Annotated in this window: 13 protein-coding genes and 1 other RNA gene; 5 read left to right on the top strand and 9 right to left on the bottom strand. The window is 58.4% G+C overall.

Annotation, left to right across the window (positions count from 1 at the left end):
• Positions 1-4 precede the first annotated feature (4 nt).
• A complete protein-coding gene (locus RKE25_RS10950) occupies positions 5-457 on the bottom strand; it encodes a GNAT family N-acetyltransferase (RefSeq protein WP_311842246.1) in 453 nt (150 codons plus the stop codon).
• 155 nt (positions 458-612) lie between these two features.
• On the opposite strand from RKE25_RS10950, the gene ssrA reads away from it, so the two are divergent.
• From ssrA to RKE25_RS10935, 3 genes are all read left to right on the top strand, one after another.
• Positions 613-964: a transfer-messenger RNA gene (gene ssrA / locus RKE25_RS10945) on the top strand.
• 327 nt (positions 965-1291) lie between these two features.
• Positions 1292-2662 carry a site-specific integrase gene (locus tag RKE25_RS10940; RefSeq protein ID WP_311842245.1) on the top strand — a complete coding sequence of 457 codons (1371 nt, stop codon included), beginning with the start codon at positions 1292-1294 and terminating at the stop codon, positions 2660-2662.
• 70 nt (positions 2663-2732) lie between these two features.
• A complete protein-coding gene (locus tag RKE25_RS10935; RefSeq protein WP_311842244.1) occupies positions 2733-3011 on the top strand; it encodes a hypothetical protein in 279 nt (92 codons plus the stop codon).
• Positions 3012-3038: 27 nt separating this feature from the next.
• On the opposite strand, the gene RKE25_RS10930 is transcribed toward RKE25_RS10935, so the two are convergent.
• Together RKE25_RS10930 and RKE25_RS10925 are read right to left on the bottom strand one after the other, a co-directional pair.
• Positions 3039-3686, bottom strand: a complete 648-nt coding sequence (locus tag RKE25_RS10930) for a hypothetical protein (protein WP_311842243.1) — start codon at positions 3684-3686, stop codon at positions 3039-3041.
• Between the two features lie 400 nt (positions 3687-4086).
• Positions 4087-4572 carry a hypothetical protein gene (locus tag RKE25_RS10925; RefSeq protein ID WP_311842242.1) on the bottom strand — a complete coding sequence of 162 codons (486 nt, stop codon included), beginning with the start codon at positions 4570-4572 and terminating at the stop codon, positions 4087-4089.
• 815 nt (positions 4573-5387) lie between these two features.
• Here RKE25_RS10925 and RKE25_RS10920 point away from each other — a divergent pair.
• Positions 5388-6212 (top strand): hypothetical protein, encoded by an 825-nt coding sequence (locus tag RKE25_RS10920; protein ID WP_311842241.1) that lies wholly within the window; start codon positions 5388-5390, stop codon positions 6210-6212.
• A 21-nt stretch (positions 6213-6233) separates the two neighbouring features.
• Here the strand turns inward: RKE25_RS10920 and RKE25_RS10915 are convergent, their stop codons facing one another.
• The 4 genes from RKE25_RS10915 to RKE25_RS10900 form a co-directional block, all read right to left on the bottom strand.
• Positions 6234-6905, bottom strand: a complete 672-nt coding sequence (locus RKE25_RS10915; RefSeq protein ID WP_311842240.1) for a hypothetical protein — start codon at positions 6903-6905, stop codon at positions 6234-6236.
• A gap of 130 nt (positions 6906-7035) precedes the next feature.
• Complete coding sequence (locus RKE25_RS10910; protein WP_311842239.1) at positions 7036-8349, bottom strand: hypothetical protein; 1314 nt, start codon at positions 8347-8349, stop codon at positions 7036-7038.
• A gap of 83 nt (positions 8350-8432) precedes the next feature.
• Positions 8433-9062 carry a hypothetical protein gene (locus RKE25_RS10905; RefSeq protein ID WP_311842238.1) on the bottom strand — a complete coding sequence of 210 codons (630 nt, stop codon included), beginning with the start codon at positions 9060-9062 and terminating at the stop codon, positions 8433-8435.
• Positions 9063-9578: 516 nt separating this feature from the next.
• Positions 9579-9899 carry a helix-turn-helix transcriptional regulator gene (locus RKE25_RS10900; protein ID WP_311842237.1) on the bottom strand — a complete coding sequence of 107 codons (321 nt, stop codon included), beginning with the start codon at positions 9897-9899 and terminating at the stop codon, positions 9579-9581.
• 569 nt (positions 9900-10468) lie between these two features.
• On the opposite strand from RKE25_RS10900, the gene RKE25_RS10895 reads away from it, so the two are divergent.
• Positions 10469-11776: a hypothetical protein gene (locus tag RKE25_RS10895; RefSeq protein WP_311842236.1), complete on the top strand. Its 1308-nt coding sequence runs from the start codon at positions 10469-10471 to the stop codon at positions 11774-11776.
• A 109-nt stretch (positions 11777-11885) separates the two neighbouring features.
• Here RKE25_RS10895 and RKE25_RS10890 read toward each other — a convergent pair whose 3' ends face one another.
• Together RKE25_RS10890 and RKE25_RS10885 are read right to left on the bottom strand one after the other, a co-directional pair.
• On the bottom strand, positions 11886-12317 hold the full coding sequence (locus RKE25_RS10890) for a hypothetical protein (RefSeq protein ID WP_311842235.1): 432 nt from the start codon (positions 12315-12317) through the stop codon (positions 11886-11888).
• Positions 12318-12369: 52 nt separating this feature from the next.
• Positions 12370-13404: a hypothetical protein gene (locus RKE25_RS10885; RefSeq protein WP_311842234.1), complete on the bottom strand. Its 1035-nt coding sequence runs from the start codon at positions 13402-13404 to the stop codon at positions 12370-12372.
• Between the last annotated feature and the right edge of the window lie 69 nt (positions 13405-13473).

Genomic DNA, 13473 nt, shown 5'->3' with positions numbered 1-13473 from the left:
CTCCTCAGGCCAGCGCCAGGCGCATGGCGTCCGGCGAAGGCTTGAAACCCAGGCGCTCGTACAGGCTTCGCGCCTGCGCCGTGGCATGCAGCGTCATCGCATCCACGCCCTGCTCCCGCGCCGCCGAGCCCACCGCCGCCAGCAACGCAGCGCCCACGCCGTCGTGCCGGTGCGTGGGCTTCACATAGACGTTCAGCAGATACCAGCCCAGCCCCGTGGGATAGTTGGCGGAAGGCATGTGCGGATACGGGTTCACCGCCGCACTGCCGATCACCCGCCCTTCCCGCTCGGCGAGCCAGGCATGCAGGCGCCCGGCGCCCAGCGCCGTCTCGATCCAGTCGCGCAGATGGTCGGAGAACCCGTCCGGCAGCGTCTGCCCCATTTCCTCCAGAAACGCGCAGCGCAACTCCGTCAGCGTGCCCGCATCGCCCTGTCCCGCCAGCCTGACCCTGGTCATGCGCTTTCCCCTGTGCTTGTCGCGTTTCGTGGGGCGGCGGGCGTCGAACCCGCGTCCGTGCGCCAACGATAGCTGTACAGCCGGGTTGGCCCGCAAGCTTGAAGAAGCCCACGACGGCTCCATATACTGTCGCGTTCCAGCAATCTTTTTTCCCCGGGGGTGTCCTGGCTTCGACGGGGGTAGTGAGATAGCTTGGTGCATGCCGAGGGGGCGACTTTCCTCGTAAATCCAGTTGCAAACTCATAGTTGCCAACGACGACAACTACGCTCTGGCCGCTTAAGGCCTAGCCCCGAACCCACTTGTGCCTGTGCTCGTGGATGTAGGGTCACTATCACAGGATCGCCCGAAGCTGCCGCCTGTCGGTAAGGGTTAAATCAAGCAGGCTGGTCCTTCGATGCGCTTCGCACACTGTGCTGTCGCGGGACGAGATCCAACGGTGAGCTAAGCATGTAGTACCGGGCGTCAAGCGCCTTCGGACGCGGGTTCGACTCCCGCCACCTCCACCAAAACCTGTCGGCCGATCAGTCTAAACCGCTGATCGGCCGATGCTTTCTAGGCACTCAACGATCCCCGAAACGCCTTCCCACAGGTATCGTTTTGGGTATCGTTTCATGCCAAAGCCGCTCCTCTTCCGCCGACCCTCAGGCTGGTATGTCCGCTTCTTGGTGCCCGTGCATGCACGCACCGCACTGGGGTCGCGCTTCATTGTTCGGGCCCTGGGCAATGTGAGTGGAGACCATGCCCGATTGGCCGCCGCGCATCTCGGTTACGCTCTGTCTCATCAGTGCGCTGCCCTCAAAGGCCCCATACCCACGCCGCCAAAACCATTCGTCTTGAAGACCCAGGAAATGCGGTTTGATCCATGGGGATTTGTCATTCCTGAGGCGGTGAACTACTCCATCGAAATCACACCGGATGGCACACGTCGCATCCAGGCCTTGGGGCCCGCCGATCACGCCATGGCGCTGGAAATGCTTCGGGCGATGGACGCACACCATCACCCCACAACGTTACCAGCCATACCAGCCGCGCCACCAGCCACGGCGTCGACCGAGCCCTCACCTCTTTTGTCCGAACGCATCTCGGTGTTCCTCGCGCAGTTCAAACAAAAGCTGCGAGCCGCGGCCAACGTGTTGGACACCAGCCACACGTTGCGACTGTTTCTGGGCGCCATCGGCGACAAACCGATCGCCACCGTTGGCACCGATGACATCGACACGTTCCTGGCGGCGATCGCCGATTGGCCGGTGAATGCCAACAAGAAAACCGAATACAAAGATCTGGATGTCCCGGGGGTGCTTGCCCTGTCACGTCGACTTCGCCCACCGACGATCGCCGAGCGCACGCAAGAAAAGCATTTGGACCGATTGAGGGTGTTTCTCAACTGGTGCGTCAAGCGCCGGCATTTGCCCGACAACCCTGCGTCTGACGTGCATGTGATGACGCGTGCCCAAGAAGACGAACGCAGCCGGCGTGCCTTCCTCCCCAGCGAACTACAAGCCTTGTTCGATCCGGAACGTCGTGACCAACATTGCCGCACACCTTCGCGCTGGTGGATCCCACTGCTCGCGTTGTATAGCGGCGCGCGCGTCAATGAACTGGCCCAGCTCAACACAGCCGATATTGAACAAGTGCAGCATGTCTGGGGCTTTCATGTTGCCACCCGATTTGCTGGGCAACATTTGAAGAACCCAAAGACAAAACGCTTTGTTCCACTCCACCCCGTGCTACTCGATGCGGGATTTCTCGCCTATGTCGCCGACGTCACCCAGGCTCAGAACCAAGCCACTGGGCCGCTTTTTCCTGGTCTTGGCAAATTAGGCGGCGACAAAGTGGGCGACTGGTGGAACCGCACTTATATGCCGCTGTGTGGCGTCAACGACGACAAGCTCGTGTTTCATTGTTTCCGGCACACCTTTGCAACCTTCGCTGAGCGAGCAGGAATGTTGGAAGGCCGCATTGCGCGGATCACGGGACACAGCACCAAGGGCTCGATCCTGTCGGAGTTTTACATCGACCCACCGACCCTCTTTGAGCGCTTTGAAACAGTCAACGCCGTCAAACACGAGCTGCCGCCACCCACGCCGTATGTCCCTCGCTCCGTTGGCGTCTTCTTTCCGAAGCTGGATCGCGTGCAACAACGGCGTACGGCTGTGGAGGCGAGTGAGGCGCGCCAAGTAAAAAGTCCTCGACGTGCAACCTAATCTAAGATGGTGGCGGCCACGCGACCTGCGCCGCACGGTGGCCACCGACTTGGCCCTAGGTGTGGTGGTGATGCAGACCGCAGCGGTGGCCCTGAACCATGCGGCCCATGGCGACTACGCCCAAACTCGTGACTACGTTCAGAACAAGGTGCGGTTGCTGCGTCCCCGCTATGAACAGCATGAAGACCGAATCCGGAAGCTGGGCGGCCTGCCACCGCTGCATGGCCCCACACCGATGGGATCCCTGGCCGAGCTGCCCCCGCAACAGGGGTGGGCCGTTGAAACCGCGCAGAAGGTGCTAAGAGACGCCGGGCTGGATGGATTACCGATGACAGCCAACGGCTCATAAGCAAACCCAGGCCTCCTCTCCCTGTTATCAGGCCCAAGGCGCAATCCCTTTGCGCTGGCGACTGCGAATGGCACCAGGCCGGCGGACCGCCGCTTCCAGGCCAACGAAATCACCATGCATTTTGTAGGCATTGGTGGCGAAGCCCGACGCCGACAGCTCACGTAGCGCGCTGCTACGAGACACGGTAACGAACCCACACGTGTGCAGCACTTTGTAACCGTCTTTCACCAACTCGGGCCGCACACCGGTTTCATCCACCAGCGTTCGATGAGAAACAGCCGCATCACCGGTTTTTTCGTTTCGGTGATACAGCATGGCGACATAAAGTTTGAGCGCGGCCAGAGATACAGCTCCCCGGTTACCAATCAACTTCAAGTTCGAGCCGATCACGTCCTGTGGGACCTTCCGATAGTGGCTTTCCATCGCTCCGAGCTCGTAAACGTTGGTGTTGCGGTCGGCTCGGCTTTGGATCACGACCAACCCTCGATCTTCCAGCAGTTGAAGCCCCCGAAGAACCATGGGCTTGGACACCCCAGTAATGCCTTGGAGGTCAAAGATGGAAAGCACGGTCTCCCGGTGCTTCCAGTCAAGGAAACCGGCGATCGCCAAATACGATTTCAATGCGGCGATCTCTCGCCCCATCGTGGCCTCTGCTGCGCTGAACTGATGCAGCATGCCGTGCGTAATCCACACAAAGGGCATCCGGCCGTAGCTCACTTCTTGTCCCCCTTCTTACGGACCGCCTCGTAGGCGACCAGCAGGCTCAAAACTGCGATCACAAAATAAGGACCGACATGCATTGCACTGCGAACCAGCGAAATAACGTCCACCTGCGTGGCCTCCTGATGAGATGGCCACAGTTTCTTTTGCTTCCTTCAAACAATATAGTGCAAGCTGCACCGAAAGACTTCCTGAAAATTAAATTTTTCATTTTTGTTTCAGTAGCTTACAGAACAATATCGTGCTGAAACAATGGGTCAAAAACAGGAAATGTGGAACTCCTCGTTGACCAAGTTGCGGCAGCGGCAGGAGAAGTTTCATCTGAGTGTTTAACAAAAACAAAATAAATAGATAATCACAGCTCACCCACAAGGCAACCGCCATGGACCACGCCCTGATCCCTTTCGCATTGCGCAAGATAAACGGTCGGATCGTTGATGTGGACGAGGTTCAACAAGGCTTGGCCTGCGGCTGTATCTGTCCTTCTTGTCAGTCCCCACTGATTGCCAGAAAGGGGGAAGTGAAAGCTTGGCACTTCGCCCATGTAAGCCGGGCAGACGAAGGGGACACTCATTCCGACTGCGACTTTTCTTGGGCTGTTTCGGTGCGGCTCATGATGCGGCAACTGCTCCGGGATGGGCTGACCATCGACCTGCCCGAACTTCGTGACACCGTTGAAATACCGTTCTCCCGCGGTCCCACAGCACTCCACACGTATGAGGTGGTCTCTCCTCAGTCCTTCCCCTTGCCAGCGTGCGATGTCGATGTTCGGCTTGGGCAGACGTTGGTGGACATCCTGGCAACCGTGGCTGGTGGCACCTTCGCCATCTACATCACTCATCCTGAGAGGCTTGTCCCTGATGCCTTGCGCGCACCACCTGCTCCTTGCGCCGGCGTGGTCGCCATCAACTTGATGGAATTGGCCTTTGAAGAGGACCCGCGGACCAAGCGCCATAGCTATCGGCAAGCCCTACAAGACTTCTTGATCTCCAACACAGGGGCAAAAAGCTGGGTTTTCCACCCTCAGCAGGCAAGCCGAAGACAGGCGGAGCTGGAAGCGCTTCGAGCACGACAGGGGCAGCACTCGACAGGACGCTCCCTGCCCTTACCTCAAACGAGTCGATCTCAGGCCATGCCGCCGATCCCACCGCCAACTCCCTCCCACCCTGCCCGGCAAGCCATTCCCGGTGATCCACTCCGATACGTCTGCGTCAGATGCGACTTCCGCTGGGGTGATCAGACCGGTGGCATGGATGAGTGCCCCCAATGTGGCAGTCTGCTCATGATCACACGCCTTCGCCCGCCCGAGTCGCCTCACCACTGATGTCCTTCTAAGAAACCACACCAGAAGAGGCAACATCGGCCATATGCCAGCAAATAGCATGGCGATGAAGCCTGACAGCGACATCCATCCCACAGGCCATCCAACAATGTCCACGCAAGTCCCCATCGAAGAAATCGGCGTCATTCAATACGTGGATCCGCGTGCCGTTCTTCGCGGGCAGATTGTTTGCACCGGAACGTTTCGCACAGATGGTCAGTGGCAGTTGTGGTTCGCCAACAATGGGCGCCTGCTCCCCATCCAAATCGTGGATCTCTCCGAGGGAACCTACTTTGGAGACTGTGCCGCTGCGCCGCACGACCTAAGCTCTTCACGTGCTCAACCTAATTGCTCAGCACGTGTGCTTTGAGGAAACGGCCAAACCTTTTATGGGCATCTGGGATGACCTCTACAACGTCGCCGCCTCTGTGGCCAAGCTCGACCTCTTGATGGCCCACCAAAGCGAGGTCGAGGGTCAGGCCGGCCGGATGGTCATAACCGAAGTCGAATACCTAGCCGTTCAGTGCCGCAGCATCTTTGACTACCTCCAGAGGATCATCAAAGCCATTTGGTCAAAGGTCCGCTACAAAGAGGATGGCTCATCTCCGAAAAAAACGCTGCCCAACAGTTTTGGGGACATGGTGATCGGGGGAGATAACAAACCTCGGACGGCGGCGGAGATCGAGGAGCGATTCATGATCCCGCAGGCGCTGGCCTTCGTGTATGCGCGGCACGCCCCTTTCTTTGCAAACCTAAGAACGATGCGCGACGCCATCGTTCACAAGGGCAGCCCAACCCCGGTCATCTTCACGACCCAAAAAGGGGCCTATATCGAATCCACCCTGTGGCCATTCAGTGCGATGACAACATGGCGTTCCGATGAGTTTGAGCCGAACAGCCTAGTGCCGCTGAAACCGGCACTGGGAGCCATGATCTATCTCACCCTTCTAGCCGCCGAAGAGCTGATCCACACGTATTCCCTTATTGTGGAACTGGGGCACCCCCTCTGCCCCAACCATGCACTCTTTCTCCGCGCCAGCTCGGGAAAGGCTTTGGCGGATCTCCTGGCCGACGCTGACAAGCGCTATGTGCCACCACCGAGCGATGAACAGTTGGCCACGGTGCTTGTCAGAGAGGGAGCCCCTAAAGCCGAGCCGTAACCGAGATCATTCCGGACCACGTCACGCCAAACGGTGTGTGAGCTCAACGCCAGGGCCGACCAACCAGATCTCTCTGAACCCCATAGATCCGGCCCATGCCCCATGGTGCTCCCGGAACTTCTCAGCGACGTCCCCAAGAACATAGCCCGGTGTATGCAGGGCACTCAGGGCCAGCACGAGCTGACCACGTTGAGCCGGGGGCAGGAGGCCAGCTTTGTGCGCAATGGGTGCTTTGAGCTCCGTCGCCAATTCGACCGCTGTCCCGCTCATCGTAGCGCCATGGTTGACGTGAACCTCTTTCCAGAAGGCGGCGTTTGATTGAGCACGGACCACTTGAATGCGCAGGACCTCTGATCCACCGTTTAACTTGCCACAAATCGCGTCTGCGTCGTCATGCTCGTCAACCAAGACGGGCTGCCCCCACGTCGAGCCGGCTCCAGTTCTGTTCATCGCAGCAATCAAATAGGTGCAGGTCTCCATGGTCCCCGTTTCATTGGTCGGTGGTGAACCGGAAAGCCCATGGCTGATGCCATCAGGTCCGAGCGAAGCGTGCGCAGCACGCCCATTGAGCCGTGACTCGGTATAACCGATCACCGCATCGTCTCTGCGAGTTGTTCCCCGCCCCTGCGACGATAGTTTGAAAGAATCGGTGATCCTGACTGTCACGGACTTATTGTCGTCTGGCTTGCTCATGCTGAAGGCCCACATGCAAGAGATGGTTGGACTCAAAAAGCGCTACCGCAGCCTCATTCTTTCGCCTGGATACCAGGGCTGCCCTGACCTCACCGGCCTGACCTCCGCAATTGTTCGACCCACCGCCCCCTCAGAACACATCTTCGCCCTCCTCGGCAAGGCGCTTCACCACCAGATCCACCAGTGCGGCCGCCTCCTTGGGTTTGATCAGGTGCGATGAATGAGGGCGAGCCCGAATGATCCCCTTCAATTCGTCGGGCGAGAAGTGTCCAAAACTGTCGTCTGGCCTGGCGCCCATCCGCTGGGTGATTTCCTCTTTGAGGCTCATGACCACGGAGTGACAATGATTGCAGATCCGCTGTCGCCGCCAACGCGGAGCATTGGAAGCACCTGGCGTGCGGAACTGAATCTCCCCTTTGTCACCAAAATAGAGCTGCTCATATTTACTTCGATCGCAAACGGGACAACACCAATCCTCTGGTAATGCATCCCACCACTCGGCCATGTAGGGAGCCGAACGAAGCAATGCCAGATAGTTGCCTGGCAAAGGTCTTCCTGGCTTGGCTGACTCCGTGCGCCAACGCGCACGGTTTGGCTGATGGATCTTCTCCTTGGGACCGAGTGCCTTTTCCAGGTCCTCCAAATTGAGCCAATCCGTGATATTCGCAAATCCAAGCATGGCATTTGCATATCCATAGACCGGAATAGGAATCGCCTGTCGTTGGTGTGGCTCATACCAATGGGTATTCGTCGCCGCTGCGACAGCAACCTCCCCAATCAAGCGCATTCGTAAATCGTAGGCTGGCTTCGCTTCCTCCCACGCTCTTTGGGCAGCATCGATATCAATGCGATGCGGTGCATGAGGAACCGGCAGAATGAAGCGCCTGATCTTTCCCACCGGAAAAGAGAAGTGTTTGGGCAACCCAAGATCCCTGCTCGCTCTCGTATCGGCATTGTTGCAGTCCTCGCAGATCAGCACTTCTTCATGTGCTGCGAAGGCTTTACCGATGCGCCCCACCAGACGCTTCCCCTCAACTTGCGGGTTTTCGGTTCCCTTGGCGACAAACACACGGCAGAACTCCTCCTCGATCGCGTCCCCCATGTGGTCATGGTGGATCGTGAGCTTGCCCAGGATCTGCCCCTTACCACCCAACCGACTGATCGCCACCTTGCTTCGCCCACAACAAGGACAGGTCCAGTCCTGTGCAGACAGGATCCAGTGGCTGTTCATTTCGAACGGACGCTGCCCGTGGATCTCGTAAATCGCCCTGGCGGTGGCCGACTCCACCCCGTCCAAGCTGATGATTTCGCCTCGACGAAAGCTGACCAATAGTTGTTCCAGCGCGTTCTTTTTAAGCGCCTGCTGTTCGTCCCCATTGGCGGGCCAAGGTTGCCTCAGGCGCCACTGCGCGAAACTACTATCGGATGTCAGGTCGGTCTTCATGGGCTCTCCTTGGCAGGGTTATCAGCATGTGTCTGATAGGTCTCATGAACTGAGAACCGTCGCAGCCAGCATTGGCATCGGCCCTAATAGATTTCAGCATCGAGGGTGATCGATTTGATGGCTACGGGGTCATTGAGAAATCCACCTGCTCCCTTGACGCGAAATCGAATGTCAACGTTCGCCCGTCTGACGCTCATACCTTCGACTTGCTGCACTGCGCTCAAAGACGGATCGAAGAAATCGACGTCAATTTTTGGTTGCACTCGCATGGGCACACTGGGCACAACTCGATAGGTGCCCCGATCATTTTTGGATGTTGGGGGAAACAAGATCATCCCTCTTGATCCGGAAACTCGTTGCTTGTGCTCAATGAACGCTTGGTCTTCACGGATCGCTTGGTTTGCGAAGACGCCCGGTTTGGGGGTGATGATTGTGAAGCATGGCAGCAGCGCGCCCGAAAGGCTGTTTGGGTGTTGCGCTGGCACCACTTGCAAGGCGAAGTAGTTGTTGAAGATCAGCCCGATAGCCGGCGACTCGAAAGCGGTGTCGTGGGGGGCAACTCGGAACTCGTAGCCCGCGGACTGATTGGGGTCTGCATCGATGACGAGATCCCTTTCCCCGAGCTGCCCTTCATGTGGATCGAGACCGCCAACGGAAGGGATCAGGTATTGAGCAAAAGGGTTGGTAGCCGTCAGGCGCGTCAGCGGCTCCATGTAAGCAATGTCTTCCCGACGATGCTCCAAGTGCACTCGGCCCGTGGTGTGATAGGAGAGCTTTCTGGTCCTTGGCTTTCCTACTCTGTCGTCCATGGGAACAGGTGATGGGTCGGAAGCGTCAGATCTGAAAGATCGCTCAACAGTTCCCGTGCGCACGAAGAGGAGATACAAGGACCCATCACCCTCCAAGGACCATTTGGCGAGGCAACGAAGCTGATCCTCTACCCTAAGCAATATCCACCCTTCGAGCGTTTGCGACATGTTGGTGTCCTACGGTGTTGAACGGCTGAACTAGGCCGCCAAGGGAGATATGTTTGCAAGGGACCCGTTGGGCAGCCCGTGGATGCAGCTCTCGGCCGAAAGCGGATTCGCCACAGCGGAACCATCATGGCGTCGTCGGTGCACGAAGGACAGCCAAAGCCCGCGCGAGCACTGGGTCATGATGTTGCCGAAGGTCGTTCACGGTCGGCGTCACCTCAATCTCCGGCGCAACGCCACTTCCCGAGGTAGCGCCTACTTCTTTGGCGCGCGCGGTTTCGGAACCCGAACGGCACTGGGCAGATGCTTGGGCAATGAGTCCAGAGTGGCCTCGACCTGATGCGCGTAAGCCGCCAACGTGATGCCGCAGGCGTGTGTCCATTCGTAGAGCTGAAGGATGTCAGCCCTTCGACGCCCCAACTCGACATCAGCCACGAAGGTTTGGGTTCGGCCCAGCTTGGCGGCTAGTTCACGCTGCGAGAGTTTTGCGGCCAGACGCGCGGATTTGAGCAATGCCCAGGCCACGGCGTATTCGCCGCGGTCGACGCTCTTCGTTTTCAGTGTTCGCGTTGCCATGCCCCTACCGTAGCGGGCGACTCTCGTGACCTATTTTTCAGTTCATACCCATCGAAAAGCTTAGGCCATTCACGGATAAATCGCGTGATTTATGGAGATTTTTGGTCTACATCGCCTCTGGCCATTATCTCATTTGAACCGTTTTTCGGTTCAGTTCAGGGTCGATGATCAAAACTTCGCCCCAAGGCCATGGTTTGGGCCGCCCCGCCGCGCGCTGCCGGCTGGGTTAGAAACGGAGCAGCGCGCTCAGGGGTTCATCATGCGAAACGCACCCACCCTTGCGGCCATCGGAGCCGCGTTCTTGTTGGGGGCTTGCTCCCATTCCAATCCGGGACGGAAAAAGCCCCCGTCGAAGCCCGTGCTCTCATGGCCAACCTGCCGGCTTCTGCGCCCAAGCCGGACGCCAGCACACCCGACCAGGCCTACGTGCCAATCGAAAGCGCGGTGCAAGTGCTGGCCTTGAACAGCGCCCTGTCCGCCAAGCCGAAGCTCGAACTCATGGCGGGGGCAACGTCCAGCGACTACCGGGATGCACGGACTCCTTCAAGAAGCACGACATCCTCCAAGGAATGCAGCCAAAGTTCGAGGCGGCGATCGCCGAGGCCAAGGATCATCGCTACATCACCTGGATCAACGACTATCCGCAGATCCGGCACTTCGACTTCAATGCGCACGCTTTCCCCGTTGAGACGGGATTATTCCAGTTCGGCGGTTCCACCCAGTTCTACGAAGACCATCAACCGTATGGGCAGATCACGGTGAGCAACGGCGCGGACTTCCGCGCGTTGCACGTCACCGATGACACCACGGCGCGGACCATGGAGGCCCTCGTGGACAAGGGCCATGGGCTGCGTTTGAAGATCTATGCCTTCGCCCAAGGCACCGATGACAGCGGCACACCCACAGGTGGCGATCACAAAGGTCCAGGTGCTCGGTGCCAGCGACCAGGTGCTCTTCGAGCAAAAGGCCGGGGGTGCACAATGATCCGCCCTGCCCTCCTCCCCTTGGTGCTTGGGGTGTTGCTGCCTGGCGCCGCGCTTGCCCAACAATCTTTCATGTCACGCCTGCTGAGCAACACGGGACAAGCCGTCGCCAACCAACTGACCCACGGCACCACGACCAGCACAACGGCCCATGCCGGGTCGGATGGCCTACACGCCAAGAGCCAAGGCAATAACCAATGGGCTTACCCGACGTATGCGCCCGACACCATCGATGGCTACACGCACCTCCGCTTCGGTTCTGCGGCGTTGGATCCTTTTGGCAATACCGTGGGCGGCCGGCAAGTCTGTGATCGAGAGTTTGTGGGCTATGCCCTGCTCCACAGATCCGAACTCTCGCCACAAGATGCTCAGCGCTGCTTGTCGCTCGAACAGGCGAATGACCCAAGTGCCACCATGGCAACGTTGCAACAACGCATGTCGACGATGGCCGGCACTAGGAAGTTTTACATCCGCGGCTCCATCCGAGTGGACACGCGTGTGGATCCTGCAGGGCAAACGCTTCCACCTGGCAAAGGCGTGGTCATTCTGGGTGGAGGACTTCCGATCATTGCCTCGCCCAATGATGTTGACTTCCGTCTGGGCGGTCCGAACTGGCTCCAACCAGGCTTGCGTCCAGGCTACATCGGAAATCAGTTTGCCTTGCTCTTCAACGCAGACCCGTCGCTGGGCTCACGCTGGCAGCAGATGGCCGACAACGCCTATGTGTTCTTTACTGTCAGCGAACCGAAGCACCCGCGCACGTCGACTTGGCAGGGCAGCCATACCATGTATGACGTGGAGGTCGAGATCGACAAGATCATCTTGACGGACAACCAGAACAAAATTGTGCTGACCCCACCCAGCCGCTCTGCACCGCAAGGGGCCACGCCGTGATGACTTGCCCCTTGTGATACGCAAAGAGCCGCCCTCGGGCGGCTCTTTTCTGGTGAAGGCACCTCACATCCGCAGCCTCTCATCCATCGGCGACCGCTTACTCGCTGTATCAGATCTCTTCCGAGACAGGAAAGGCGCGCTTGAACTCAGCCAGCTCTTCATCGAGCCACGCCAGATAGATCAGGTCTTTCGTCCGGTAGTGTGCGTTTAGTTCTTTGATTTGCTCCATGTCAGCCCAGGCAGCCACCACCGGGCCCTCGAAGCTAATTGGCACGCGCTTCGTCACCAAGTAGATGGTGATCGAATCAAGCGGAAGCTCGTTGTTCTTTTGCAGAAGATCACAGGCTTGTTCGCCAAGAACCTCTTCCATGATCCCGTCGAGGTTTCCTTTCTTCGGCACCGCAAGATTGATGGCCGAACATCCCCTGGCCACTGCTAGTTCTCCGGATTTCATGAGCGCTCGTTTCAGGCCGTCGGGATCCGGCCCTGTTTTACCAGAGTAGAAATACTGCTTCGGGACAACCACGTTCTGTTCACCCATTCTTCTCTCCTTGGGTCAGTTCGAAATGGCCTTCACAAGCCGCGGCAGGACGTCAGTTCGCCTGAAACCAAAGCAGCAACACCGCCACAAGCAACGCGATCGAAGTTCCAACGAGGGCCCACACCAGCGTTTCGCGCTTGCCCAGCTTCTTCTCCAAGGCCACGTTCTGGTCCGATGCGCGTTGGTTCTCGGCCTCTTTCTTGGTCAGTTCCGTTTTTACCTCAGAGAGCTGACCGCGAAGGCGTGCGCTCTCGGCTTGCGCGGCCTTACGTGCTCCGAGCTCCTCTTCTGTGTTGCGAATTCGATGCCCGACGTCCGTTGGAGCAATGAAGCTCTCGTCGGAATGGCGATCGAGCAAATGCAAATTGTCGAAGTGCCCCAGCGCCGTGTAATACGGAAGACCCGTCTCAATCAGGGCCTTTGCCACCCTGGACGAGTTGCCAATCGTTATGAGCTTTTCACCGCCACCGCGCGCCACAACCACCGCCGCGACGTTCTTTTTAAGCAGCCGGTCAAGCGCCTGGACGAACTGAACCTCATCGCCAAAGTGTGCGGACTCACGATGGCAAGCGGCGAGGTGAGGCAGATTGGCCGCACTGCAAAGGTCACCCCAACCAGTTCCTGAAACCAGAAAGCCGATGGATTTCACGGGATGGTGCTCCATGAACTTGGCCAACGTTTGCACCGATCGCGTACGCTTTGGGATGGCCTCTTGGGGCTCCCTGTGCAGGGACTGCCACCGGCCCTCGATGTCCCCTTGCAGCTGAACCTTGAAGTCCTTCGTGACCGTCAGCACGCCGGCAATGATGATGTCTTCGCCATCGTAGGGAGCGGCCGCCAATGGAACACGAAACGGAAGCGTCCAGTTGGCACCAACCAGACCCCCATAGCAGTAGCCAAAGCCGTTTCCTTGCCAGGTGCCGACGTCCTCAACTCGTCCGCGCACCCGCAGTGGCTGACTCACCTTCTTGAATTGAATGAGCGGCAACAGGTGATCCACCGTGAGGACCGCCTGGGGAAAAGCGGTTGGCAGCACCTGCTTACTCTTTTCTAGGGGCGGCGAACTCTTAGGGGGTGCGTTATCCATGGCAACGGCCTTTAAGCAGATTTCGAAACATCGATGTTGGGACAATCGAGGCACAGAGACCCTCGTGTC

The organism is Dyella sp. BiH032 (genome assembly GCF_031954525.1).
GTDB lineage: Bacteria > Pseudomonadota > Gammaproteobacteria > Xanthomonadales > Rhodanobacteraceae > Dyella_D.
This window is presented reverse-complemented; position numbering and strand designations above follow the sequence as displayed.

What these genes read in the sequence shown, in the direction of transcription:
- RKE25_RS10950 (WP_311842246.1), bottom strand. Translation starts at nt 457, where the DNA reads ATGACCAGGGTCAGGCTGGCGGGACAGGGCGATGCGGGCACGCTGACG.
- RKE25_RS10935 (WP_311842244.1), top strand. Translation starts at nt 2,733, where the DNA reads ATGCAGACCGCAGCGGTGGCCCTGAACCATGCGGCCCATGGCGACTAC.
- RKE25_RS10930 (WP_311842243.1), bottom strand. Translation starts at nt 3,686, where the DNA reads ATGCTGCATCAGTTCAGCGCAGCAGAGGCCACGATGGGGCGAGAGATC.
- RKE25_RS10925 (WP_311842242.1), bottom strand. Translation starts at nt 4,572, where the DNA reads ATGAGTGATGTAGATGGCGAAGGTGCCACCAGCCACGGTTGCCAGGAT.
- RKE25_RS10915 (WP_311842240.1), bottom strand. Translation starts at nt 6,905, where the DNA reads ATGAGCAAGCCAGACGACAATAAGTCCGTGACAGTCAGGATCACCGAT.
- RKE25_RS10910 (WP_311842239.1), bottom strand. Translation starts at nt 8,349, where the DNA reads ATGAAGACCGACCTGACATCCGATAGTAGTTTCGCGCAGTGGCGCCTG.
- RKE25_RS10905 (WP_311842238.1), bottom strand. Translation starts at nt 9,062, where the DNA reads ATGGAGCCGCTGACGCGCCTGACGGCTACCAACCCTTTTGCTCAATAC.
- RKE25_RS10900 (WP_311842237.1), bottom strand. Translation starts at nt 9,899, where the DNA reads ATGGCAACGCGAACACTGAAAACGAAGAGCGTCGACCGCGGCGAATAC.
- RKE25_RS10895 (WP_311842236.1), top strand. Translation starts at nt 10,469, where the DNA reads ATGCAGCCAAAGTTCGAGGCGGCGATCGCCGAGGCCAAGGATCATCGC.
- RKE25_RS10890 (WP_311842235.1), bottom strand. Translation starts at nt 12,317, where the DNA reads ATGGGTGAACAGAACGTGGTTGTCCCGAAGCAGTATTTCTACTCTGGT.
- RKE25_RS10885 (WP_311842234.1), bottom strand. Translation starts at nt 13,404, where the DNA reads ATGGATAACGCACCCCCTAAGAGTTCGCCGCCCCTAGAAAAGAGTAAG.